Source organism: Saccharibacillus qingshengii (assembly GCF_013185195.1).
Classification (GTDB): Bacteria; Bacillota; Bacilli; order Paenibacillales; family Paenibacillaceae; genus Saccharibacillus; species Saccharibacillus qingshengii.
Genome location: NZ_JAAZWC010000017.1, coordinates 22,226 through 45,031 on the forward strand (window position 1 = coordinate 22,226; position 22,806 = coordinate 45,031).

At 56.1% G+C, this 22,806-nt stretch carries 23 protein-coding genes; 16 read left to right on the forward strand and 7 right to left on the reverse strand.

What is annotated here, in order from left to right; translation table 11 throughout:
• Positions 1 to 114: 114 nt before the first annotated feature.
• The gene (locus HRQ60_RS14920; RefSeq protein WP_172196749.1) at positions 115 to 1,359 is read right to left on the reverse strand and encodes an MGDG synthase family glycosyltransferase; all 1,245 of its coding nucleotides are present in this window, start codon (positions 1,357 to 1,359) and stop codon (positions 115 to 117) included.
• Positions 1,360 to 1,859: 500 nt separating this feature from the next.
• Here HRQ60_RS14920 and HRQ60_RS14925 point away from each other — a divergent pair, with 500 nt between their 5' ends.
• The 8 genes from HRQ60_RS14925 to HRQ60_RS14960 all read left to right on the forward strand — a co-directional run bounded on the left by HRQ60_RS14925 (position 1,860) and on the right by HRQ60_RS14960 (position 8,331).
• Positions 1,860 to 2,048, forward strand: coding sequence for a hypothetical protein (locus HRQ60_RS14925; RefSeq protein WP_018977850.1), 189 nt, complete (start codon positions 1,860 to 1,862; stop codon positions 2,046 to 2,048).
• A 301-nt stretch (positions 2,049 to 2,349) separates the two neighbouring features.
• Complete coding sequence (locus HRQ60_RS14930; protein WP_172196751.1) at positions 2,350 to 3,069, forward strand: hypothetical protein; 720 nt, start codon at positions 2,350 to 2,352, stop codon at positions 3,067 to 3,069.
• Between the two features lie 31 nt (positions 3,070 to 3,100).
• Entirely contained in the window at positions 3,101 to 3,490 is a 390-nt protein-coding gene (locus HRQ60_RS14935) for a GntR family transcriptional regulator (protein WP_172196753.1), read from the forward strand.
• A 109-nt stretch (positions 3,491 to 3,599) separates the two neighbouring features.
• The gene (locus HRQ60_RS14940; protein WP_172196755.1) at positions 3,600 to 4,490 is read left to right on the forward strand and encodes an ABC transporter ATP-binding protein; all 891 of its coding nucleotides are present in this window, start codon (positions 3,600 to 3,602) and stop codon (positions 4,488 to 4,490) included.
• Between the two features lie 33 nt (positions 4,491 to 4,523).
• Positions 4,524 to 5,429 (forward strand): ABC transporter ATP-binding protein, encoded by a 906-nt coding sequence (locus HRQ60_RS14945; protein WP_172196757.1) that lies wholly within the window; start codon positions 4,524 to 4,526, stop codon positions 5,427 to 5,429.
• A complete protein-coding gene (locus HRQ60_RS14950) occupies positions 5,422 to 6,720 on the forward strand; it encodes an ABC transporter permease (protein ID WP_172196759.1) in 1,299 nt (432 codons plus the stop codon). Before HRQ60_RS14945 ends, HRQ60_RS14950 begins: the two co-directional genes overlap by 8 nt.
• 253 nt (positions 6,721 to 6,973) lie before the next feature.
• Positions 6,974 to 7,672 (forward strand): SDR family oxidoreductase, encoded by a 699-nt coding sequence (locus HRQ60_RS14955; protein WP_172196761.1) that lies wholly within the window; start codon positions 6,974 to 6,976, stop codon positions 7,670 to 7,672.
• Between the two features lie 80 nt (positions 7,673 to 7,752).
• Positions 7,753 to 8,331: a TetR/AcrR family transcriptional regulator gene (locus tag HRQ60_RS14960; RefSeq protein ID WP_172196763.1), complete on the forward strand. Its 579-nt coding sequence runs from the start codon at positions 7,753 to 7,755 to the stop codon at positions 8,329 to 8,331.
• A 107-nt stretch (positions 8,332 to 8,438) separates the two neighbouring features.
• Here HRQ60_RS14960 and HRQ60_RS14965 read toward each other — a convergent pair whose 3' ends face one another.
• The gene (locus tag HRQ60_RS14965; protein ID WP_172196765.1) at positions 8,439 to 9,356 is read right to left on the reverse strand and encodes a LysR family transcriptional regulator; all 918 of its coding nucleotides are present in this window, start codon (positions 9,354 to 9,356) and stop codon (positions 8,439 to 8,441) included.
• Between the two features lie 383 nt (positions 9,357 to 9,739).
• On the opposite strand from HRQ60_RS14965, the gene HRQ60_RS14970 reads away from it, so the two are divergent.
• Together HRQ60_RS14970 and HRQ60_RS14975 are read left to right on the forward strand one after the other, a co-directional pair.
• A complete protein-coding gene (locus tag HRQ60_RS14970; protein WP_172196767.1) occupies positions 9,740 to 10,915 on the forward strand; it encodes an MFS transporter in 1,176 nt (391 codons plus the stop codon).
• 6 nt (positions 10,916 to 10,921) lie between these two features.
• A complete protein-coding gene (locus tag HRQ60_RS14975) occupies positions 10,922 to 11,539 on the forward strand; it encodes an NAD(P)-dependent oxidoreductase (RefSeq protein WP_172196769.1) in 618 nt (205 codons plus the stop codon).
• A gap of 69 nt (positions 11,540 to 11,608) precedes the next feature.
• Here HRQ60_RS14975 and HRQ60_RS14980 read toward each other — a convergent pair whose 3' ends face one another.
• The 3 genes from HRQ60_RS14980 to HRQ60_RS14990 all read right to left on the reverse strand — a co-directional run bounded on the left by HRQ60_RS14980 (position 11,609) and on the right by HRQ60_RS14990 (position 15,634).
• Positions 11,609 to 12,820, reverse strand: a complete 1,212-nt coding sequence (locus HRQ60_RS14980; RefSeq protein WP_246281345.1) for a HAMP domain-containing sensor histidine kinase — start codon at positions 12,818 to 12,820, stop codon at positions 11,609 to 11,611.
• Positions 12,821 to 12,966: 146 nt separating this feature from the next.
• Positions 12,967 to 13,644 carry a response regulator transcription factor gene (locus HRQ60_RS14985; protein WP_172196773.1) on the reverse strand — a complete coding sequence of 226 codons (678 nt, stop codon included), beginning with the start codon at positions 13,642 to 13,644 and terminating at the stop codon, positions 12,967 to 12,969.
• 22 nt (positions 13,645 to 13,666) lie between these two features.
• Positions 13,667 to 15,634 (reverse strand): serine hydrolase domain-containing protein, encoded by a 1,968-nt coding sequence (locus tag HRQ60_RS14990; RefSeq protein ID WP_172196775.1) that lies wholly within the window; start codon positions 15,632 to 15,634, stop codon positions 13,667 to 13,669.
• A 269-nt stretch (positions 15,635 to 15,903) separates the two neighbouring features.
• Between HRQ60_RS14990 and HRQ60_RS14995 the strand changes: the two genes are divergently transcribed.
• Together HRQ60_RS14995 and HRQ60_RS15000 are read left to right on the forward strand one after the other, a co-directional pair.
• Positions 15,904 to 16,308, forward strand: coding sequence for a GNAT family N-acetyltransferase (locus tag HRQ60_RS14995; protein ID WP_172196777.1), 405 nt, complete (start codon positions 15,904 to 15,906; stop codon positions 16,306 to 16,308).
• A 118-nt stretch (positions 16,309 to 16,426) separates the two neighbouring features.
• Complete coding sequence (locus HRQ60_RS15000; protein WP_172196779.1) at positions 16,427 to 17,302, forward strand: YitT family protein; 876 nt, start codon at positions 16,427 to 16,429, stop codon at positions 17,300 to 17,302.
• A 171-nt stretch (positions 17,303 to 17,473) separates the two neighbouring features.
• Here HRQ60_RS15000 and HRQ60_RS15005 read toward each other — a convergent pair whose 3' ends face one another.
• Positions 17,474 to 17,929, reverse strand: coding sequence for a nucleoside deaminase (locus tag HRQ60_RS15005; protein WP_172196781.1), 456 nt, complete (start codon positions 17,927 to 17,929; stop codon positions 17,474 to 17,476).
• A 171-nt stretch (positions 17,930 to 18,100) separates the two neighbouring features.
• Here HRQ60_RS15005 and HRQ60_RS15010 point away from each other — a divergent pair, with 171 nt between their 5' ends.
• Positions 18,101 to 19,321, forward strand: a complete 1,221-nt coding sequence (locus HRQ60_RS15010) for a TraB/GumN family protein (RefSeq protein WP_172196783.1) — start codon at positions 18,101 to 18,103, stop codon at positions 19,319 to 19,321.
• Between the two features lie 176 nt (positions 19,322 to 19,497).
• Positions 19,498 to 20,163 (forward strand): M15 family metallopeptidase, encoded by a 666-nt coding sequence (locus tag HRQ60_RS15015; RefSeq protein ID WP_281358133.1) that lies wholly within the window; start codon positions 19,498 to 19,500, stop codon positions 20,161 to 20,163.
• Positions 20,164 to 20,211: 48 nt separating this feature from the next.
• On the opposite strand, the gene HRQ60_RS15020 is transcribed toward HRQ60_RS15015, so the two are convergent.
• A complete protein-coding gene (locus tag HRQ60_RS15020) occupies positions 20,212 to 21,600 on the reverse strand; it encodes an aminotransferase-like domain-containing protein (RefSeq protein ID WP_172196785.1) in 1,389 nt (462 codons plus the stop codon).
• 107 nt (positions 21,601 to 21,707) lie between these two features.
• On the opposite strand from HRQ60_RS15020, the gene azlC reads away from it, so the two are divergent.
• Positions 21,708 to 22,436, forward strand: coding sequence for an azaleucine resistance protein AzlC (gene azlC / locus HRQ60_RS15025; RefSeq protein ID WP_172196787.1), 729 nt, complete (start codon positions 21,708 to 21,710; stop codon positions 22,434 to 22,436).
• Positions 22,433 to 22,759 (forward strand): branched-chain amino acid transporter permease, encoded by a 327-nt coding sequence (locus HRQ60_RS15030; RefSeq protein WP_172196789.1) that lies wholly within the window; start codon positions 22,433 to 22,435, stop codon positions 22,757 to 22,759. Before azlC ends, HRQ60_RS15030 begins: the two co-directional genes overlap by 4 nt.
• Positions 22,760 to 22,806: the final 47 nt, after the last annotated feature.

The following is a 22,806-nucleotide window of genomic DNA, read 5'->3' on the forward strand; positions in this document are numbered from 1 at the left end:
GGATTATCGGCAGCTTTACAAGCGAATAAGTGCTGAGATGCACTTATTCGGGGATCTCGCAGATGAAAAAGCCGAATAGCTGCTTCTACGCAGCTATTCGGCCAGCCTCCCGGATCAGCCGGAAATATCGGCCGATCGGAAGCTCATATACCGCGTGATCAGGTCGTCGGCAATCTCGCCGGCGGCGTTCGGATGGCTGAGCGCGGCTGCGCGTTCGCGTGCGGCGCGCAGCTTGGCCGGGTCGCCCAGCAGGTCCGCGATCTGGCCTGCCAGTTCGTCGGCGCTGCGGGAGATGAACGCGGCGCCTTGGTCTTCGAGATAGACGGCGTTATTGCGTTCCTGGCCCGGTACGGGGCGGAACAGGAAGATCGGGAGCCGGCAGGCCAGCGATTCGGCGAGCGTGATGCCGCCGGGCTTGGTCACGATGCAGTCGCTCATGCGCATGAGCGAGGCGACGCGGTCCGTGAAGCCGAGCACCTGGATGCGCGTATCGCCCGCGTACTGCTGCGCGAGCGCGGCGCGCATCTCTTCGTTGCGGCCGCAGACGACGACCATCTGGATGTCGCCCTGCGCCAGCAGAAGGTCGCAGACGCGGCGCAGGCCGAGCATGACGCCGTAGGCGCCGGCCATGAGCAGCACGGTCTTGCGCGCCGGGTCGAGCGTGACGCCCGGCACGGGTGGTTCGCCTGTGCGCAGCGTGCGGGCGGCGGCGAAGCCGTGGAGATCCGAAGACGACGCGGCGGCCTCGGCGGTCGTATGGGGATCGCGGCCGGCCGGCCGCGCCTTGTCATCTTCGGCCGATCCGAATCCGTCCTTGATCGGAATGCCGCTGACGGTAATGCGATTGGGATCGATGCCGACCGCCGCCGCTTCCCGGCGCATCTCTTCCGTGGCGACGTAGAAACGGTCCACGGCAGGATGCAGCCAGCGTCCGTGCAGATCGAAGTCGGTCACGACATTGACGATCGGAATATCGAGCCCGATCTTGCGCCGGAGCTTGGGCATGACCATCTGCGGGAACGTATGGATTACGACGCTTGGACGTTCCGTCTTGAGGTATTCCTCAAGTCTGCGTGTGCCAAAGGCGTGCAGAATATGCGCAAACGGCTTGTCCGACTTCATTTCTTTGGTCATATTGTATACGAGGCCGTACAGGCCGGGGATGGTCCGGTAGCTCTGCATATAGACGAATCGGGTCAGGTCGTTGAGCTTGGGATGCGCTTCGGCCATCAGATCCAGCAGTTTGACCTGGCGGATCCCCCGTTCGTGCAGACTTTTTTCAAGCGCTTTGGTCGCCTGATAATGCCCGTCGCCATAGCTGGCGTACAGGATCAGGACGTTGGGTTCCTGCGGTTGCATGGGTTCCTCCTGTTTTTTGCGAGATAGGCTTATCATACCAAGATTTGGCCTGCGAGCCAATGAGCCGGGAATGCAATCGGCAGCCGGGTGCCGAGCAACTTTTCCGGTTGATTTGCGTCTAATCGGTAAGGCGGAGAACGGACGGGGAAGACCGGTTCGAATGAATTCCCCGCCAAGGCGATTTATATCCAATTTCGTCGAAAAATGTTATACTCGTAAGTAGGCATCTTCTCAATATCTGTAGTTCAGTCTTTGTTTTCGTTTGGAGGAGAGTCGCATCCGGCCAAAGAGAGAAGAAAGGGCAAACCGGAAGTGATTCAGTAGGCATTTCGTCGGGTATGTAAGAAAATAGGTACAGGTTTGAGCTTTTATGCGGCGTACGTTGTCTGTAACTGGGCGGCGCAGCGCGGCGGGCAGGACGGTGACCTCACGGGGCGTCTGTCGGCAGCAGATTTTTTTGACATTCTCGATAACGAAATACGTTCCGGGAGGGAATTATGATGGCGACCAAAGGTCATAACGAAGTCAAGGAAAGTCTGCGGGAAATGACTCGTATTTTTCGCCCAAGCGATCCGAAAAAATTCGTCAAAGAATATGTTCGGAAGTATCACATTATGGGCGGGTACGAGGAAGAATTGACGCTGGTGGTTGAAAACGAGATGGGCAAACTCAACTCGTCCGCTTCCTGAAACAAGGCTTCAAACGGCTGCGACTGCAGTCGGATTTATCGTGAAGATGCTTTTGCCGGTGTGCTCTGCGACCGGCAACCCGCTACAATCGGAATTCCCGTTTATCGAACACTCGACCGTCCTTTACGGCCCTTATGCCGGAAGGACGGTTTTTTTGGTGCAGCGAATCCGGACCGACCGTACTTTTTCTTGACGGAACACCCAAATTCGTTTAGAGTGTGCTTATCGATATATACAGAAGCACAGGGCAGTCTGATTTTCTTTTAGAAAACGACCAGCCAACGAAGAACGGAGGAACAAGATGGGTGGAACCTGGCGTCAAGTTTGGCTCATTCTCGGCCGGGAATTCAAGATTGACCGCTATTACCTGATCGGATCGCTGCTGTTTATCGTCTACATGGGCTTTTTCGGCGGTTTGATGATGGGACAGCTGCAGAAGCAACCGGGATTATCTTTTTTGGCGGACATGATGTTTTGGATTATCGCTTCGATGATCGGCTATTATTTTTCCAGACGGATTGCCAAATACATCGCTGAAGATTCGTACACGAATACGCTCGCTTATTACCGGTCGCTGCCGATCGGGGTCGAGGCGTTGGTCTGGGCAAGGATCGCGCAGCTTCTGCTGGCGACGCTGTTCAACGGCATTCTGCTGTTCGCGATCATGTATCTGTCGGCTTCCGGACTGCGCGAACAGCTCGACCTGGGCACTTACGTCGTGTTCGCCCTGACCTGGACAGGGTTTGGCTTACTGCTCAACAGTCTGTACATCGCGATGGAATTTCTGCTCCGGGGCCGGGCCTACTTCTGGAACAGCCTGATTCTGATGGCCGTGATCATGCTGATCGCGCTGGCGCTGCATTTGTCGGGCGTACACGTCGTGGCATCGAGCATCAGCATGAGCGCGGAACAAGGCGCGGCCTCGCCGGCGATGTGGATTCTCCTCGGACTTGGGGCGGCGGGCGTCTGCACGGCCTACGTATTCATTAAGCGAGGGGTACCGCGTCGGGATTTGGCTTAAGCGCCCCGCGGGACATATAAGGAGTGAAGTGATGCGGATACCCGTTCAAATTAACGAGAGCAGCGCCGAGCCGCTGTATCACCAGATCGAGACGCAGCTGCGCTCGCTGATCGTGACCGGACAGATCGCGGAAGGTACGCTGCTGCCGTCGATCCGGGAATTTTCGGCCGACCTCAAATGCAGCGTGATCACGATCCGCCGGGTCTATCAGGATCTGGAGAACGAAGGAATGCTTCGGACAAGGCAGGGCACGGGAACATTCGTGGCCAAGGTCGACACGGACGACCGGGAAGCTTACCGCAAACGGATCGTGGTGGATGCGGTGCGCGAGCTGCTCGATACGGCCAAGTCGGTCGGCTACGGATTATCGGATCTTCGGGAATTGTTGGATGAAACGCTTCGGGAAGAAGAGCGTAAATAGACGGAGTCCTGCCAAAAAAACCTTCCCGAGGAAAACGACGGAAAGAAAGGCGGCAGGTTTCCGGACAAGCGGCGGCATCGTCAGTCGACCGGAAAAGGAGTGGAGAACGATGGAGAACGCGGTGTTGGAATGGAAGCGGGTCGTGAAGAAGCGCGACCGCATGGTGCTGGGCCCGGTCGATCTGAAGCTGTACGAGAACTACGTGACCGCGCTGATCGGGCGCAACGGCTCCGGCAAGTCGACGCTGATGAAGCTGGCTGCCCAGTTGATCATGCCGGACGAAGGCGAAATGACCTGGTACGGACAATCTTACCCGCAGGGCCTGCCCACGGACGTGCGCGCTTCGATCGCCTACGTGCCGGAGAATTTCGCGGCCGAAGAAGACAGTCTCAAAATGGACGACGTGGCACAGTTCCGCGCGTCGTGGTATCCGAAGTGGGACTGGCAGCGATTTGAAGAACTCCTTAATCGCTTCGAGGTTCCCGGCGGCAAGAAGATGAACAAGCTGTCCAAAGGGCAGCGCCGCAAGTTCGAGATCGCGGCAGCCCTGGCGACCAGACCCAAACTGCTGCTGCTGGACGAACCTTCATCGGGACTCGATCCTTTTGCCTGGAAAACGATGATGAACGAAATCCGCCGCTGTGTGGACGAGGACGGTGCTTCGGTGCTGCTGTCGACGCATATCGTGGAGGAAGTCCGGCGGATGGCCGATTACCTTGTTCTGATGGAAAAAGGGCGTTCACTCGGACTGCTGGAGAAGGATGCGCTGCTGGACCGGGGGCGCGAAATCTGGATCGGACGAGACGACGAACTGCTCGCGGAGATGCCGGGGGTCGTCGAATCGGCGATCGAGGCGGAAGGCATGATCCGTTTCGTCACGCTGGATTATGCCGGGGCTTCGGCGCTGCTGGACGAAGCCGGAGTCAAGCCGATCCGGGTCCGGGCGCTGGAGCTGGACGAAGTGATGGAGCATTGGATGAACGGAAGTCTGCTGGACTGATTCTGCACCCGACCAAGGAAGAGGAGGATGAAGATGACGGAACGACTGATTTTGCAAAACGTGGTCAAACGCTACGGAGACAAGACGGCGGTGGACGGCATTACGCTTGGTGTAAAAGAAGGCGAGATCTACGGCCTGCTCGGCGCGAACGGAGCGGGCAAGACGACGACGATGCGGATGGTGCTGGGCCTGATCTATCCCGACGAAGGCAGTATTACATACGGAGGCCGTCCTTACGGCGGCGACGTACAGCGTCTGGTCGGCTATCTGCCGGAAGAACGCGGGCTGTACCCGAAGGTCAAAGTCAGCGAGCAGATCGTCTATCTGGCGAAGCTGCGCGGCATGGACGGCTCCGAAGCGGAGAAGAACCTCAAATACTGGATGAACAAGTTCGATGCCGAGGAATACTATGACAAGCGGATCGAAGAACTGTCCAAAGGCAACCAGCAGAAAATGGGCTTTATCGCGGCAGTCGTGCATCGTCCCCAAATTCTGATCCTGGACGAAGCGTTCAGCGGTCTGGATCCGGTCAACGTCGAGCTGCTGAAGCTTGCGGTCAAGGAACTGCGCGACGAAGGCGCAAGCATCCTGTTCTCCACGCACCGGATGGAACACGTCGAGGAGCTGTGCCGCAATATCACGATTCTGGATCGGTCGAAGACCGTCATTCAAGGCGATATCCGCGAGATCAAGAACGGATTCCCGCGCGAGCAGATTCTGCTCAAGACGTCGGCGGCCGTTGCGGGACTGGAAGCCATCCCCGGCGTGACCGGAGTGGAAGGCGATCCCGAACATTATATCGTGACCATTTCGGACGAAGCGGCGGCTGTGCCGGTGCTGACCGAAGCGATGCGCCAGAGCGAAGTCCGTCATTTCGAAGTGAAGGAACCGACGCTCAACCAAATCTTTATTCGATCGGTGGGTGAACGCCATGAATAGATTGGGAACCGTTATCGGCTTTACGTTCAAAAATAAAGTCCGCACCAAGTCGTTCCTGATTACGACCCTGCTGCTGGCGCTGGTCATGACGATCGGCATCCATGTGCCGTTCTTCATCCAGCTGTTCCAGGGCGATGATGCGGCAGGCAACAAGATTGGGATCGCGGCGCAAGAGAATACAGAAATCGCGCAGCAGATCGAAGATTATGTCGCGGAGCTGCCGGATAATGATATCGTATTCGTCCGGATGGAAGACGAGGATACGGCAGCTTTGAACAAGCAGGCACAAACGCAGGATCTGGCCGGCTATCTGCAGATCGTAACGGCCCCACCGGCAGCGGACGGATCTACGGCTTTCCCGCAGGTGAGTTATGTCTCCGAAGGCGGCTCTGTACCGACCGACGTGCAGGCGGTACTCCAGCCGGCTCTGGAGAGCGCCAAGACGCGCTTCATTACCGAAGGCGCGCTGAGCGACGAACAGATCGCGCAGCTGACGACGCCGGTCCAGCTGGGCGCGTCCAGCTACGACGAGACGTCAGGCACGGGCACTGCAGGCGCGGAGGAAGACAAGTTCAATCCGATGAACTTCATCACCGTCTACGTCCTGATGACGCTGTTCTTCTTCTCCGCGATGCTGACAGGCAACATGATCGCGTCCGAAGTCACCTCGGAGAAAAGTTCGCGGGTCATGGAGATTCTGATCACAAGCGTCTCTCCGCTGACGCAGATGTTCGGCAAAGTCATCGGCGTCTTCCTCGTCGGACTGCTGCAGATCGCCGTATTCGGCGTCACGATCGCGGTCAATCTGATGCTTCCGTACAACCGGGACGTGTTGGCCGGCTTCGATCTCGACTTCTCGCAGATGCCGTACGACGTTCTGATCTACGGTCTGATCTTCTACGTGCTGGGCTACTTCCTGTATGCCCTGCTGTATGCGGCCGTGGGCTCGATCGTCAGCCGCACGGAAGACCTCGGCCAGGCGGTGACGCCGCTGACCATGCTGTCGCTGGCGGCGTTCTATATCGGGATCTTCAGCTTGAACAATACCGATTCGCTGCTCATGAAGATCTCGTCGTTCGTGCCGTTCACGTCGCCGACGACGATGATCGCGCGGATCGGTCTCGGCGAGATCGCGTTCTGGGAAATCGCGGTATCGCTCGTACTGCTGCTGGCTTCGATCTTCTTCTTCGGCTGGCTGTCGGCGAAGATCTACCGCACCGGCGTACTGATGTACGGCAAACGCCCTTCTTTCAAGGAACTGCGCAAAGCGATGAAAGCCTACAAAATCTAATCGGGATGTGAACCCGACCCGCAAGCGGCGATTTATTGCCCGCCTGCGGGTTTTTTTAGTAGGAAGAAGTCCTGTGCAAATAATAGTTGACCGATCGTTCTCAATAGAGCTATACTACAAACAGCAAGGCAGATACGACGTATCCGGGAAACGGATTGTGCAGCTTTACTCTATTGTCGGCGCTGCGCAGAATCGAAGGCGCATTATTTTTTTAATCTTTTGAGAACGATCATTCAAGAAAAGGGGAATAAAAATGGATCTTTCCAAACAAGTGGCGGTCGTAAGCGGTTCGAATCGGGGATTGGGCAAAGAGTTGGCTCTTGAGCTGCTGGCCAGAGGCGCCAAAGTCTACGCGGGAGCAAGAAATCCGGAATCGGTCGATCTGCCGGGAGCTATCGCGCTGCAGCTCGATATCACGGATCCGGAATCGGTGGCGGCTGCGGCCCAGATCGCAAGCGACGCGACCCTGCTCATCAATAACGCAGGTTCGTCGACGGGAGCTTCGCTGCTCACGGGCAAGCTGGAAGATATTCAGGTAGAATTCAATACGCATGCGTTCGGCACTCTGTCGATGATCCGGGCATTCGCACCGGTCATCGAAAAAAACGGCGGAGGTTCGATCCTGAACATCCTGTCGGTCTTGTCCTGGCTCACGTTCGGGGCGGAAGGCGCCTACTCGGCGGCCAAATCCGCTCAATGGGGCATCACGAATGCGCTGCGTCTGGAATTGGCTCCCAAGAAGATCAAGGTAGCCGGTCTGCACGTCGGATTCATGGATACGGATATGACAGCGGGGGTGGATGCACCGAAGTCGTCGCCGAAAGACATTGCGCGCATCGCCATCGACGGAATCGAAGCCGGCCTCTACGAGATCCTCGCGGACGATATCAGCCGTCAGGTCCAGCAGGGCTTGGCCGGAGGCGTTGCGGCGCTGTACCCGGACCTGGGTTAATCCCGGAGAAGGTTGGCGCGAGGCTCTATTCTTCACGGATCGTTCCCAATATGATACATTGATTTTGGGAGGGGGTTCTTATGGCCAGAAGCAAAGAGTTTGAAGTCAACGAAGTCCTGGACAAAGCCATGATTCTGTTCTGGGAACAAGGCTACGAGAAGACATCCATGAGCGATCTGGTTGAGCATATGGGCATCCACCGCAGAAGTCTGTACGACACTTTCGGGGACAAGCATTCGCTGTTTTTGCAGGCGATGGATCGTTATATCGGCAAAGTCGAAGCGGTTCTCACCGGAGAAGTGAAGCAGTCCGAGAAGGCGATCGAAGCGCTGCGGGCCGTTTTCCGATTCATGATCTTCGAGCACGAAGATTCGCCGCCCGGCTGCCTGATCGTCAATTCGGTGACGGAACTGGCTGCGCGCGATGCCGAGATCGATGAGAGATCGATTCGTTCGATGGCTGCCACGGAAGAGCTGTTCGAGCGGATTATCGCGTGGGGACAGCAGACAGGCGAATTTTCGTCCGCATGCGAACCCAGGGCGACGGCGGAATATCTGCAGGCCTTGTCGATCGGTATCCGGGCGATGGGACGAACCACGACCCAGAAGGAGAAGCTGATCCGGATCATGGACGTTTCGACCCAACTGCTCACCCCATAGATCTGTTTTGCCTGATCGTTTGGAATCATCTTTTCTGAATCGGATATAAAAAGGGACAACGCCTTTTCTTCGGCGGAGTCCCTTTTTGCCGTGGCGATTTCTTGGATTTAACGAGGGTCGGCCTTGTCCGCATACGCCGCCAATTTCCGGGTGATTTCGGTGCGGAACCGTTCGGCCGCGGCCGAGAAGACCTGATGTTTTCTCCACACCAGACTCAGACCCGATTCCAGCCTCGGTTTTAACGGAAGGAAACAAAGCGGGCTGTCGCCGGACGTATTGACCAGCTTGTCGAGTGTGACCGCGTACCCCAAGCCTTCTTCGACCATAATCGCCGCATTGTAGATCAGATTGAAAGTCACGGCAATATTCAGCTTGTCGTAGTGTTCTCCGAACCAATCCACAAATTCGTTTCGGGACAGCGTCCGCTTCATGGTCTGTCTGGAAACAAGCAGCGGGACATCGAGCAAATCTTCGACTTGGATAAACTCCCGCTTGGCCAGAGGGCTGTCTTTTCTCATGATGACGCCCCAGGTATCTTTGACCGGAAGAGGAATATGCGTGTATTTGGACAGATTGGCCGGTTCGATCAGCACACCGAAGTCCAGCGCTCCCCGATCGAGCCGTTCGGTGACGTCTTCTTCATTGCCGCTGAGAATATGGTAGCGAATCTGCGGGTGGGATACGCGAAGATCCTGAATCGTCTCTGCGATCAGTCTTACGGCTTCCGTTTCTCCGCTGCCGATATACACGTCTCCGCCTACGGTTTCCTCCATGGCCTGAAACTCCGCTTCCAGTTTATCCGCCATTTCGACAAGTTCCTCGGCTCTTTTGCGCAGCAGCAGTCCTTCCTCCGTAAGCGTAATGCTGTGGCTGCCGCGGGTGAACAGCTTTTTGCCCAACTGCTGCTCGAGGTCTTTCAACTGCCTCGACAAGGTGGGCTGCGTCAGATGCAGAAAGTCGGCCGCCGCCGTAATATTGCCTTCCCGGGCTGCCGCCAGAAAGTAGCGCAGGACTCGTAGTTCCATGTTCCGATTCCTCCTTTTCCGATTCGTATCAGTATACATCATGCCCGAAAAGCATCTCAAGCCATAAGATATAAGCATTGGCTATATGTAGAATAGGTCGCTAGACTGGAAAAGAAACGTGGATAGTATCTTGTCAACACTAAAGGTAGGAATACGCTCCCCTGAGATTTCGTACTTGAAGCGTGTACGAAGTCTCCGACGGAATGGTTAGTTCAGGAAAACGTAAACCTGTGATTTAGAGTTGAAAGGGTACTCGTACCTTGACCGATAATGATGTTAGGTTACGCCCCTCGAAAACCCGCTTGAACCGTGCGTGTTTCCGATGAACGCAAACCTTAGATTTAATTCGGTCAAGGTACTAGAAGGAGGGAATACGGAAAACGATGAAGAAACCAAACCGCTTGTTGATTCTTATCCTGACGATCGGCGTCTTCAGCATTTTGAATACCGAAATGGGCGTGATCGGGCTGCTGCCTTCGATTGCGGAGCATTTTGGGATCAGTATCGCCCAAGCGGGACTTACGGTGAGTGTGTTTGCGATCGCCATAGCGGTATCGGGGCCGATTACGCCGCTGCTGCTGTCGGGTATGGATCGCAAAAAAGTGATGCTTGTCGTGTTGGGTCTGTTTATCGTCGGGAATGTGCTGTTGATTTTTATCGCCAACTTCACTTGGCTATTGGTCGTTCGCGTCGTGCTGGGCTTGGTTCACCCTATTTATTGTTCGATGGCTTTCACGGCTGCGGCCGCTTCGGTCAGCAGAGAAGAAGCGCCCCGGGCGGTATCCAAAGTCTTTATCGGCGTCTCTGCGGGGATGGTGGCCGGAGTGCCGATTGCGAGTTTTATAGACCATCTGATTTCGTATGAAGCGGCCATGGCTTTCTTCGCCCTGGTCAGCGCTCTCGTCTTCGCGGCGACCTGGATCGCGTTCCCGGCTATGCCGGTTCGCGAAAAGCAGTCGTATGGAACCCAGCTCTCCGTATTGAAACTGCCGTTAATCTGGATCTCGATCTGCGCCGTCGTGCTGCTGAATGCTTCGATCTTCGGCGTCTACAGCTACATCAGCGATTATCTGGGACGTGTCACGCAGATGCAGCCGGGCACAATCAGTCTGACGCTGTTCGTGTTCGGCGCGGCCAATATCATCGGCAACCTTGTCACGGGCAAACTGTTGACTTACAATGCCAGGAAGTGGGTAACGGCTTTTCCCCTGGCGCTGATCGCGGTCTATGCGGCGTTGTTCTTCCTGGGGGGATTTGCCTTACCGATGATCCTGATTACGTTCGTCTGGGGCATATTGGCAGGCGGAATCATGTCCAATATCAATCAATATCTGATCTCGTCGGCGGCACCCGAAGCTCCCGAATTTGCAAATGGGCTGTTTATCGCGTCCTGCAATATCGGAACCACGATCGGTTCTGCGGTTGGCGGGCTGTTGATCGCAGGTCTGGGTATCCAATACGTCGTAGGGGTAGGCGCAGCGGCGCTGGTGATCGGTGTGGTCGTGATTACGCGGAGGAACTTTATGTATGGCCCCGGACTGCGACTTGCAGAGGAGTAAACGAAGATGCATATCGGAATATTGGGCGCGACAGGACGCGTAGGCCAAAAAATCGTCGAACATGCGCTGCGGGATGGTCACCACGTGACGGCGTTGGTTCGCGATCCGGCGAAGATCGAAGCCCATGCCCGGCTGACGATCAGGCAGGGCCAGGCTTTAAGCGCACAGGACATCCGCGATACGCTGCAGCAAGCGGAGGTCGTGGTCAGCGCACTCAACACGGATGGAACGACGACGTTGAGTGCGAGTACGCCGCTCCTTATCGAAGCGATGCGCGAGGCGGGCATCAAGCGCCTGATTACGATCGGCACGGCCGGCATCCTGCAGAGCCGCACGGAGCCGCATCTGCTGCGGTATGAATCCAGCGAATCCAAACGCCGTTCGACCCGTGCGGCCGAGGAGCATCGGCGCATGTACGAACAGCTGCAGGCTTCGGACCTGGATTGGACGGTCGTCTGTCCGACCTATCTGCCGGACGGGGAGGCGGTCGGAAACTACCGCACGGAGCGCGATCTTCTGCCCGAAGGCGGCACGCAAATATCCGTAGGCGATACGGCGGAATTCGCGTACGGGCAGATCGCGGACAGCCGGTATCTTCGGGCACGTGTGGGGATTGCGTATTGACGGATGAAAAAGGAAGGGGCTGTCTCAAGCCGGGTTTACGGCTTTGGGACAGTCTCTTTTTCACGGCATTCATTCCTTCTGGCGCAAAGGCAGTCTGATCCTAATCGTCGTCCCTTCGCCTGGCGTGCTGTCCAGCTCGATCTGGCCCTGATGCAGGGAGACGATTTTTTGGACGATCGCCAGACCCAGACCGTTTCCGCTGGAACTTCCGTGCCGCGACTTGTCCAGCTTATAGAATCTCTGGAATACGGCGTGAAGCTCTTCCGGAGCGATCCCGATGCCGGTATCGCGGACGGTGACGACGGCTTCGTCTGCGCGGCTGTCGATACGGACAGAGATCTTCCCGCCTTCGGGCGTAAACTTGATACTGTTGCCGAGCAGGTTCATCCATACCTGCTTCAGCTGATCTTCGTCTCCGACGATATGCACCGCTTCCGGCAGTTCCAGGTCGATCACGAGGTGTCGGGCCGACCACTGCGGTTCGCACGTGACGACGATCGTCCGGATCTGTTCGTCAAGCCGGAAGTCGACTGCTGTAAAAGGGTGGTGATCGGAGTCCAGGGAAGCCAGTTTGAGCAGATTGTCGCTTAGGCGCGACAAACGTCCGCTCTCGGCAGCAATGATCTCCAGGTAATCTTTGCGGTCTTCTTCGGGAATCAAGTCGGGGTTCTGCAGCGCTTTGGCAAAACCGGAAATGGAGGTGAGCGGCGTCTGGATTTCATGCGAGACATTGGAGACGAAGTCCTGCCTCATCTGCTCGAGCTTTTTCAGGCCCCTCGCCATTTCCGTATAGCTCTGCGTCAGTTCTCCGATCTCGTCCATCCGTTTCACGGCAAGATCCACTTCGAAATCGCCCAAGGCCATTCTTCGGGTAGCATTCGTCAAAGCCTTGATCGGCTCCACCAGGTACCTGGCCGCCGCAATCATACACAGGCTGCCCAGTCCGAGCACAAGCAGCAGGACGAAGAGCATCATCCGGTTGACAATATGTTCGTTCTCGGCCGAATACTGCAGGAACAGCGCCTGCCACTCTCCCTGGAGCATAAACGGTATTCCGATGAACGTATCCGGATCTTCCGCGCCGGAACGGTAGACTTGTCCCTGCAGCACCTGGTGGACCGCTTCGGAGGAAATAACAGCGGCCGACTCATCCGGCAGTCCGTAAAAAGCATGTTCACCCGAAGCGGCATACAAGTGGATCGGGTGCGCCGAGATGCGAACCATGCTGCTTAAGAACTCGTCCAGGTCCGCGGGTTTGGCTTCGTCATAACGGTGAATCATCTCTCTGCCAACCTTAAGCATCTCGTTTTGTCCTTCATCGCTTATTTGTTTTTGAAAAACATACAAGCCGATGAAAAAGGAACAGATCAGACTGAAAAGGATAACGCCGAGGAACGTGAGAAGAATGCGAACATACAAGGTCTTGATCATGGTCCGGGAATCAGCCGGTATCCCAGGCCGCGGGCGGTTTCGATATGAAAACTCTCGCCGTGTCCGCCGAACTTCTCCCGCAGCCGGCGGATATGCACGTCCACGGTCCGTCCGTCTCCTTCGTAATTCAATCCCCAGACCTGTTGAATCAATTGTTCCCGCGTGAAGATCTGCCCCGGACGGCTGGCCAGCAGAAACAGAAGATCGAATTCTTTCAGAGGCAGCGCGACCGAAGCTCCACTGCGCGTCACTTCAAAAGTCCGGCGGTTCAGCGTCACATTGCCGAGCTGCACGGATTGCGAAGTGACGACCAGCGAGCGTTTGAGCAGCGCTTTGACCCGCATGACTAATTCCACCGGATCGAACGGCTTGGTCAGGTAATCGTCCGTTCCCAACTCGAAGCCTTTGACTTTGTGGGCGGATTCCGCTTTGGCCGTCACCATCAGGAGAGGAAGATTGGCATCCGAACGCCGGATTTCCCTACAGAGTTCCCAACCGTCCAGTCCCGGCATCATAATATCCAGGATTACCAGGTCGATCCGGGAGTTCTCGATGAGAACCAAGGCCTCTCGGCCGTCTCCCGCTTGTTCGAGGTCGAATCCTTCTTTGCGCAGATATAAAGCGATCAGCTTCCGGATATTGGCATCGTCATCCGCGATCAGTACCGTAGCCATGCTCAACCTCCTCTCTGAAACGTCATCCGAACTGCCAGCCGAGCAGATTCCAATAGTGGAAAAAGAAAGTCAGCCCGACAGCCGAAAGCGTCACTAACGTGTAATGGACCCGCTCCCAAGCCTTCCAGTATTTATTGCGCCAGACCGCTGCGGTTGAGATCAACAGTGCCAGGGTCAAGCCCGCCGTAATCAGAGGCATAATCAGACTGAGAGACAGCAGAGGAGGGATTCCGCTGAATTTCTGCATCGTATCCATCGACATCACGACCCCGAACATAGTGATCACAGACAAGAGCGCCCAACTTGCAGTTCCCGCCGATAATCGGACAGCCCGCTTTTCCGCAGGCGTCATTGCTTTGAACCTTTTTCGGAAAAGGAGAGGACCGGGCAGTGCCGTGAGGAAAAAGAAAGCCGAACTCCCGATCACCAGAAGCCAGAATCCGCTCCGATCGAGCAGCGGCATACGCTCCAGCGGCATGTCCGGAGCAATGTCCAGCATCATATGCGTTACCCTGCCGGACTTGTCCGTGCGGAAGCCGATCTGATCGGCCCCTCCTTCAAGTTGGAACAGGTCGGGAGCGATCTCCCGGTACCGCTGCTGTTCGCTCCCGCTTCCCAAAGATAACGTATTGCCAGCCGCAGCGATATTCAACTGGGCAAAAAAGTTGAAAAACTTGTCGATGTCACTGATATTGCGGCGCGTAAAGCGATAGGAACCGGCATATTTCTGCACGGATTCCGCGGATGCGTAGGCTTCGGACGGCGCCGCTTCGGGGGCGGGATAATACCGGTCGAACAATTCCTGCACCAGCTCGGCCGCGGCTTCACTGCCCGGACCCCCGTTATAGGATAAGAAAATGCCTAACTGCTTGGTAGGTGCAAGATAGAATTCGGTATTAAACATAGGGTCGGAGCCGCCATGCGTGATTAAGGTCAGCCCGTTTATCCGCTTTTCCGCGAATCCTAGGGTAACGCCCGGCAGACGCTTGTCGAATTGGAACGCCGTGGTATGCATCAAGGCCGCGGTCTCCGGCTTCAGAATCTGCCGATCGCCATAGGTTCCGCTTTGCAGATGCGCGATCATGAAGTGGGCCATGTCGATCGCAGACACGGTGCCCGAGCCGGCAGGTCGAAATCCGCCTTCGAAGGTAGGGATGCCCGGAACCCAACTGTCATTCTCGCTCTGATAGCCGACGACTCCATAAGGGGCGAACGACTCCGGCAGCGGCTCCGCAACCGTCGAATACTGCATATCCAGCGGATCGAACAGATATTTTTGAATATAATCGTCATAAGACATCCCGCTGACTTCTTCCACGATCAGCCCGGCAAGCGCGGCTCCATAGTTCGAATAGGCACTCATCTCGCCGGGCGGCCGAATCCGCGCAAGTCTGTGGCTGCTTAATGTGTCCGAGATAGAGCCGGGCAGGGCAGCGGGGTCTGTCGTGATCTGATAACCGACGCCGCCTTCTTCAAACCCCGCCGTATGGGTCATCAAATGACGCATGGTAATCGGTTCGGGATAAGTGTCCGGAATCTGCATGGATGTCAGATAGGTATTGATATCCGCGTCGAGATCGATCTTCCCTTGTTCCACGAGCTGCATGACGGCGGTCCAGGTGAATAATTTGGTCGTTGAAGCGATTCGGAACATGCTCGTCGCCGCGTCGACCGGGAGCGCCTGCTCCAGATTGGAACTGCCGTACCCTTTGCCCAAAATGATCCTGCCGTCCTTGACGATAGAGATCACCGCTCCCGGAATATGCAGCCGGTTCATCTCTTCTTCCATGATCCCATCTACAAACGCTTCCAGCCCCGCCGCATCCTCCAGATGGGCAGGCGCTTCGACGTTGGATTTCGGCGGCGCGGTCGGCTTCGTCTCCGCCTGCGCCGTTCTCCCCTGCAGGAGCAGCCCCGCTCCCGTCCCCAGTCCCAGCACCGCCAATAACGCCAAACCGACGATCCGGTTTTTGCTCAGGAATCTTACCATATTTGCCCTCCGCCTCCTCTTCATCATCAAGGTGGATTCGATCTCCCTGACAGTTACAGAGATTAGCAGAGGAATGTGAATAGAAGGTTAACAGCGGCTGGACAGGTCAATTTAAAATTTTATCATCCAAATTTCTCACACTCCCCGCACAAGTGGTACAATGCAACATGGAACCGGCCGCCTTCTGATCCGTAAGAGCAGGGTGAGCAAGTCGTGTCCGTTTTTGTTGAGAATAAGTCTATATTTTGAACGAAAGGTTTTGATTTGAAGTGGGAGTCAAGGTCATCACAAAAGAACAAGCGTGGGAGCTGCGTCATACGGTCATGTGGCCGGAAGAGGAGTTCGATTATATCAAACTGCCGGATGACGACGAGGGCATCCATTACGGATTGTTCGAAGGACGGGAACTGATCTCCGCAGTCTCGCTGTTCATTCAGGGGAAAGACGCGCAGTTCCGCAAGTTCGCTACGCTGAACGACCGTCAGAATCAAGGATACGGCAGCCGGCTGCTGGCTTCGGTGCTTAACGAGGCCAAACGCAAAGGCGCCAAGCATATTTGCTGCAATGCCCGAACGAACAAAATTCCGTTTTACGAAAAATTCGGACTCGTCCGGACGAATGTCGTATACCGCAAAGGCGGACAAGAGTACGTCGTAATGGAGAGATTTTGCTAAAAAAAGGAGAGCAGGACGTTCTGCCGGACAAGCCGGATCGTCCCTTTTTGATTTGCCCAAATGGGAAGCGCTGGTATAAACTATAAGTTAGTGATTTTTCTCAGAGAGGGGACAGGGTATGGGGCAGGAAAAAATATCGAAAAAGAACAAACTGCTTAAAATCTTTTCGAGAGTGCTGCTGATCGTGATCGGCGGGGTCATGACGGCCTACGGTCTGGAAGCCGTACTGATTCCGAACCAGGTCTCCGACGGAGGGGTAACGGGCCTCAGCATCGTGGGGTCCCAAGTATTCGGCATTCCGCTGGGGCTGCTCATTGCCATACTCAATCTCCCGTTCGTCTGGCTGGGCTACAAACAGATCGGCAAAAGCTTCGCGCTGTATTCGATCGTCGGCATCGCGGCGCTCGCAATCAGCGCAAGCTTGATGCACCGTGTTCCGACGATCATCGACGGCGATACGCTGCTGGTCACCGTGGTCGGCGGGATCATTATCGGTACGGGCATGGGCCTTGCGCTCCGCAACGGCGGGGCACTTGACGGGATCGATATGCTGGCCGTGCTGCTGTCGCGCAAACTGCCTTTTGGTACCAGCGACTTGATCCTGTTCTTGAACACCTTCGTGTTCGTCGTCGTCTCGTTTGTGTTCGGTCTGCAGGGGGCTATTCTGTCGGCGCTCGCTTACTTCATCGCGTCGAAGGTCATTCATATCGTCGAAGAAGGCTTGAGCGGTTCGAAGACCTTCAAGATTATCACTAACCAACCGGAAGTGATGGTCGAGACGATCCGCGATCGCCTGGGCCGCGGAGCGACTTACTCGGATGCGTACGGCGGATATTCCAATGAGCAGTTCAAGGAAATCACGTGCGTCATCAACCGTCTCGAAGAGAGCAAGATCAAAGAAATTATCCATGAAATCGATCCGAACGCTTTTGTCGTCGTGTACGATGTAGCGGAAGTCCGGGGCGGCAATTTCAAGAAAAAAGATATTCACTAAAGCCGGCCGGGTTCAAGGCCATGCGTCTCTCCGTGCGCTGATCGAGGGGAGGATCGCATAGGAAAAGCCCTTCTCCGAATTCATTCGGGGAAGGGCTTTTCGTCGTTTGGGCGGCTGCGGATCATTGATCACGGCTGCCGAGTGCGCTTCTGTGCGTTCTTCGGGTTCGGTCTAGAACGAATACCCGTCGAACACTTTCAGTCCTTGTTCGTTCAGCACCTTTTCCGTCAACTGCGGCCGGTGCGGGCTATGCGCGAACACTTCCGCCGAGCCGATCATGATGCTGCCGCCGGCGATCTCCGCCAGCTGTTCGTGGGCTACGCTGTAGACGACCCGGCCAAGCTTGGACCAGACCATGGCGCCCGAGCACATGATGCATGGTTCGCAGCTGGTGTACAGCGTATACTCGCTCAGATCGGAAATGCGCTGTTCGGAGCAAAACTGCCGGATCAATCCCAGTTCCGCATGGTAGGTCGGATCGGAGAAGGTATGGATCTTGTTCTCCCCGGTCATGACGACGGTTCCGCCCCGAACCAGAAGGGCGCCGAACGGTTCGTTTCCCTGCGTACGGGCCTGCTGCGCGAGCGCAATCGCCTGTTCCATAAAGAATTCGTCTTGTGTAGGCATGGGCCTCAAACCTCCTCTATTCGCTAACAACCGGGCTGTTTTTCCAGCGCCTCTGCCGACAGTGTATAGGGAGAAAGACTTTCTTGTAAAGAAACGCTTCTGCACGGTATCTATATGGGTAACTCTAATTAAGAACTCATCCTAAAACTTCCCTCTTAAGGAGAACAACTAATGAAACCATGGAAAAACGCGCTGCTTTCTCTGACTGTTACCGCCGGTCTGCTAGCTTCCGCCGTTCCGGCGTTCGCCGCACAGCCGATTCCCGGCTATGAACAGACCTCCGTCCAAGTGAACGGCAAGACGCTGGATTATGCGTACGGCGAAGCTTTGGTGCAAAAAGGCACCACGATGGTTCCGGTACGCCTGACGACCCAGGCGCTCGGAGTCAAATTGAAAGACAACAAGAACGGTACGGTACGGATTGTCGTAAACGGCAAGACGGTTACCGTAAAAGACAAAGGGACACTGATCGGCGGCGTGCCGTTCGTCTCGCTTCGTTCCCTGGCCGAAGCGGCCGGCTACGATATTCGCTGGGATCGCAAGACAAACACGGTCCTGCTCGTCTCGCAGGCTACGGGCGAAGCGGCGCGCGGGTTCTTGTGGGAAGTCAAGAAGGACAAGACGACGGTCTATCTGGTTGGTTCGATGCATATTGCGGACAAAAGTTTCTACCCTCTGCGCAGCGAATTCGAGAAAGCTTTTGCCGAAGCCGATTATCTGGGCGTCGAGATCGACGTGAGCAAGGCTGCAGGCGAAGAACAGCAGAAGATGGTCCTCGATCTGGGCACCTACCAGGACGGAAGCACATTGAAAGACCATATCTCCGCGGACACGTACAAACAGCTCGGCAAGCTGCTCAAGGATAACGGACTGCAGCCGAATGCTTTTGACAAATTCAAGCCTTGGGTTGTCGAGACAACGGTCAGCAGCCTGAAATCGAGCGAAGCAGGCTACGACGCGGCAGCCGGAATCGATCTGTATTTCATCCAGCAGGCGGTAGAGCGCAAGATGCCGGTATTGGAACTGGAATCGTACAAATCCCAGCTGAGCATGTTCAACGGATTATCCGACAAGCTGCAGGAGAAAAACCTGAAGACGGCGATCGAGAACTTCGATGCGATTGCGGACAGCACCGACGAAATGGCCACCATGTGGAAAAGCGGAGACGAAAAGCAGCTGCTGGCCATGACGACCGGCATTGCCGAAGATCCGGAATATTATAAGGCACTGCTGACCGACCGCAATATCGGAATGGCCGATAAGATCGACGGTTACCTGAATAGCGGCAAAGCGGAAGAATACTTCATCGTGGTCGGAGCCGCGCACTTCCTGGGCCCAGACGGAGTCATCAAGCTGCTCGAAGACAAAGGATATACGGTCACCCGCAAATAACAAACCGGAACGAATTTCTCCCGCAGCCGACAAGCTGTTCACGCGAATAGGACATTTCCGGCAGTTTGAGCCCGTTCCCTTCTGAGGGAGCGGGCTTTTGGCATCCCGCGGGGATTTGGTAAAATAACAGAAAACCCCGGCGTTCCCGAACGGATTTCCGGCAAAGGAGACGATTCATGAGTCCTGAAAAAAGACCGCAGCCCCAGCCGAGCCGGAACTCTGCTTCCCGGTCCCGCCCGGCAAACCGCGGCCCGAAGCACAGACTGGGGCGAAACTTGATGGCCCTTGCCCTGCTGCTGGGTCTGCTGGGAATCGGCTGGAAGGCGCTTGCCTACTTCGGCTTCGTTCCGGAAGGAGGCGACGGCGGCCGTATTATTGCCCTGCATCCCGAGGTTCGGCAGAAGTCCGACCAACTGGTCGCCCAAGCCGCGAAGAAAGGGATCGAAGTCGTGATTACTTCCGATTTTCGCGGTGTCGAAGAGCAGGACGAGCTGTACCGGCAGGGTCGGGAAAAGCCCGGAAATATCGTGACGAATGCCCGCGGCGGACAGTCTTATCACAATTTCGGCTTGGCGATCGACTTCGCGCTGCGGGATGAGTCGGATCGAATTGTCTGGGATATGGAACTCGACCGCAGCGGAAACGGCCGTTCCGATTGGAGGGAAGTGGTCGAACTGGCCAAGGACCTCGGCTTCGAATGGGGCGGCGATTGGAGCAATTTCCCCGATTATCCGCATCTCCAGATTACCTTCGGCTATACGCTGCGGCAGCTTCAGAACGGCAAGTATCCGGCAGGGTCCGCCGTTGAACGGAAGCAGCCGGAACCCAATTCTTCGGATTGAACAGCCGTTTCTCGTAAGATTCGGTGTGCGGGACGGCCGGGCTCCCTTTTACAGATTGTCGCGCAGGATTCGAAGTCCCCGGTCCAGTTCTTCAAGCGATCCGGTAGAAGACAGCGCGATTCGCAAATAGTTGTCGGAAGATCCCGCTCCGGCGAGGAATCGGTCCGAATGAAACACGCGGATGCCGGATACCAGCAGGTCGCTTTCAAGCCGCGAAGCGTGCATGGGGCGGGGCAGGCGCAGCCAGCGAAAAAAGCTGAGCGGATGGCCCGGATCGTCCGGCTGCGGGAAATATCGGGCAAACAAATCGTTGGCTTCCTGCGCCAGCGATTTTTTGTATGCGACGATATCGTGAGCGCGTCCGGAACCGATCAGTTCGGTGACGATCTCGGCATCCAGCGACGAGGTCTTGACGTTCACATGATAGATGGCGCGGAGAATCCGTTCCCGGAGCGTTTCGCCGAATACGAGATAGGCGACGCGCAGTCCCGAACAGACGGACTTGCTGGTGCTGCAAATATAGACGGTCTGCTCCGGCAGCAGGCTGTACATCGGAATCCCGTCTTCTTCCGTACTGCCCAGCATCAGCGCGGCATGGATATCGTCTTCGATCACGATCAGGCCGTGCTTGTCGATCACCGAGGCGAGAGCTTGTCTGCGGCTGTTGGGAACGAAGATGGCGGTGGGGTTGCAGCAGGACGGCATCAGGAAAATGCCCTGAATCTCAAACGCCCGGCAGCAGGCTTCAAGTTCCTCCGGCAGCATTCCCCGGCGGTCGCCGGCTACCGGAACCAGCTTGATCCGAAGAGATTTCGCCAGTTCGATAAAATTGGAATACGTATATTCGTCCACCGCAATCCGGCTGCCCGGTTCAAACAGGGCAAGCAGCGTAATGGTCAGCGCGTTCTGCGCACCGGACACGATTGCCACCTGTTCGGGAGTGGCTTCGATGCCGAGCGGCTGGACCCAGCGAAGCGCGGTTTCTTTTTGATGGGGCAGTCCGGCCGGATCGTCATAGTTGAACAGGCGTTCCAGCCCGCTCCGACCGGCAATCTTTCGGGCCGCTTCGGCCACCATGAAGTTGCTCTGCTCGAACGAAGCGACCAGGCCGAAGTCGATACACTCCACAGGCACCCGGTCCCGGGAAATGGTGACGGAACGCACGGCGTTGGTCGAGACGAATGTTCCGCTTCCCGTGACGGCATGCAGCAGCCCTTTGAGTTCGCAGGTCTTGTAAGCCCGGGTGACCGTCGTGAAGTTGATATCGAGAAAATCGGCCAATTCCCGCTGCGGCGGAAGCTTGGTTCCCGGCGGCAGAAAGCCTTCCGTGATGTCGCGCTCCAGCATGCGGGCCAGCGACAGGTAGATGGGACGGGTCAATTCGTGACGGTCGAGCCGCCAGGACATGGGATAATCGACGAACGAGTTAATCGGCATGGCACACCTCGCAAAATTGTAATCCATACAATTCTATCATTGATTGTATGGATTGTGATGCCTAAAATAAACGCATAAGCTTACACGCGAGGAGAGGGCTAGACAAAATGGAAGATTCCGCAAAGATTTCAACCGCGTTCCGCGCCGCTTTTCCCGTGACGGTACCCATTCTGGCGGGATTCGCTTTTCTGGGTATCGCTTACGGCGTATTCATGAACGTATCGGGATTCGGCGTAGGCTATACGTTTCTGATGAGCCTGCTGATTTTTGCGGGTTCGATGGAATTCGTGGCCGTCGGCCTGCTGCTGGGACCGTTCAACCCGTTCGGTGCGCTGCTGCTGACGCTGATGGTGAATGCGAGGCATTTATTTTACGGCTTATCGATGCTGGAAAAGTATAAAGGGACAGGCTGGAAAAAGCCGTATCTGATCTTCGGCATGTGCGACGAGTCGTTCTCGATCAATTATTCGGCCAATATTCCGCAGGGCGTCGACCGAAGCTGGTATCTGTTTTTCGTGACGCTGCTCAATCATTTCTACTGGGTAGCCGGCGCTACCGCCGGAGGCCTGCTGGGTTCGTTCGTCCGCTTCGATCTCAAGGGACTTGAGTTCGTGATGACCGCGCTGTTCGTCGTGATCTTCGTGGAGCAGTGGATGAAGCAGAAAATCCATCACAGCGCGATCTGGGGGATTGCGATCTCGACGGTGAGTTTGGTTCTGTTCGGCGGAGACCGCTTTATCATTCCGGCGATGATCGCCATCCTGGCCGTGCTGACACTTACGCGCAAGGCTTCGGAACGCAGGGCGGCGGAAGCCGAGGGAGGGGAACGGGCATGATCATGACACTGGGCCAACAAATCGCCGTTATTGCGGTCGTCGTGCTGGGCACGATGGCGACGCGTTTCCTGCCGTTTCTGCTGTTCCCTCCGGGCCGTCCGACGCCGGCTTATATCCAATATCTCGGCCGGGTGCTGCCCGCCGCCGCGATCAGTCTGTTGGTCGTGTACAGCCTCAAGGATGTCAATATTCTCGCCGGAAGCCGTGGACTTCCCGAGCTGGTCTCGGTCGCGGTCGTCGTCTGGCTGCATCTGTGGAAAAAGAATATGTTTCTGTCGATTGCGGCAGGTACGATTCTATATATGTTGTTGATTCGCATGTGAAAAAGCGGCCTACTGGAAGGCCGCTTAAAGTGTTTTGAAAGTCCTAT

Coding starts and splice junctions, on each gene's coding strand:
- HRQ60_RS14990 (WP_172196775.1), bottom strand. CDS start 15,634: ATGGTAAGATTCCTGAGCAAAAACCGGATCGTCGGTTTGGCGTTATTG.
- HRQ60_RS14970 (WP_172196767.1), top strand. CDS start 9,740: ATGAAGAAACCAAACCGCTTGTTGATTCTTATCCTGACGATCGGCGTC.
- HRQ60_RS14930 (WP_172196751.1), top strand. CDS start 2,350: ATGGGTGGAACCTGGCGTCAAGTTTGGCTCATTCTCGGCCGGGAATTC.
- HRQ60_RS14965 (WP_172196765.1), bottom strand. CDS start 9,356: ATGGAACTACGAGTCCTGCGCTACTTTCTGGCGGCAGCCCGGGAAGGC.
- HRQ60_RS14945 (WP_172196757.1), top strand. CDS start 4,524: ATGACGGAACGACTGATTTTGCAAAACGTGGTCAAACGCTACGGAGAC.
- HRQ60_RS14935 (WP_172196753.1), top strand. CDS start 3,101: ATGCGGATACCCGTTCAAATTAACGAGAGCAGCGCCGAGCCGCTGTAT.
- HRQ60_RS15005 (WP_172196781.1), bottom strand. CDS start 17,929: ATGCCTACACAAGACGAATTCTTTATGGAACAGGCGATTGCGCTCGCG.
- HRQ60_RS15000 (WP_172196779.1), top strand. CDS start 16,427: ATGGGGCAGGAAAAAATATCGAAAAAGAACAAACTGCTTAAAATCTTT.
- HRQ60_RS15015 (WP_281358133.1), top strand. CDS start 19,498: ATGAGTCCTGAAAAAAGACCGCAGCCCCAGCCGAGCCGGAACTCTGCT.
- HRQ60_RS14960 (WP_172196763.1), top strand. CDS start 7,753: ATGGCCAGAAGCAAAGAGTTTGAAGTCAACGAAGTCCTGGACAAAGCC.
- HRQ60_RS14955 (WP_172196761.1), top strand. CDS start 6,974: ATGGATCTTTCCAAACAAGTGGCGGTCGTAAGCGGTTCGAATCGGGGA.
- HRQ60_RS14980 (WP_246281345.1), bottom strand. CDS start 12,820: ATGATTCACCGTTATGACGAAGCCAAACCCGCGGACCTGGACGAGTTC.
- HRQ60_RS14985 (WP_172196773.1), bottom strand. CDS start 13,644: ATGGCTACGGTACTGATCGCGGATGACGATGCCAATATCCGGAAGCTG.
- HRQ60_RS15030 (WP_172196789.1), top strand. CDS start 22,433: ATGATCATGACACTGGGCCAACAAATCGCCGTTATTGCGGTCGTCGTG.
- HRQ60_RS15010 (WP_172196783.1), top strand. CDS start 18,101: ATGAAACCATGGAAAAACGCGCTGCTTTCTCTGACTGTTACCGCCGGT.
- HRQ60_RS15020 (WP_172196785.1), bottom strand. CDS start 21,600: ATGCCGATTAACTCGTTCGTCGATTATCCCATGTCCTGGCGGCTCGAC.
- HRQ60_RS14975 (WP_172196769.1), top strand. CDS start 10,922: ATGCATATCGGAATATTGGGCGCGACAGGACGCGTAGGCCAAAAAATC.
- azlC (WP_172196787.1), top strand. CDS start 21,708: ATGGAAGATTCCGCAAAGATTTCAACCGCGTTCCGCGCCGCTTTTCCC.
- HRQ60_RS14950 (WP_172196759.1), top strand. CDS start 5,422: ATGAATAGATTGGGAACCGTTATCGGCTTTACGTTCAAAAATAAAGTC.
- HRQ60_RS14920 (WP_172196749.1), bottom strand. CDS start 1,359: ATGCAACCGCAGGAACCCAACGTCCTGATCCTGTACGCCAGCTATGGC.
- HRQ60_RS14925 (WP_018977850.1), top strand. CDS start 1,860: ATGGCGACCAAAGGTCATAACGAAGTCAAGGAAAGTCTGCGGGAAATG.
- HRQ60_RS14940 (WP_172196755.1), top strand. CDS start 3,600: ATGGAGAACGCGGTGTTGGAATGGAAGCGGGTCGTGAAGAAGCGCGAC.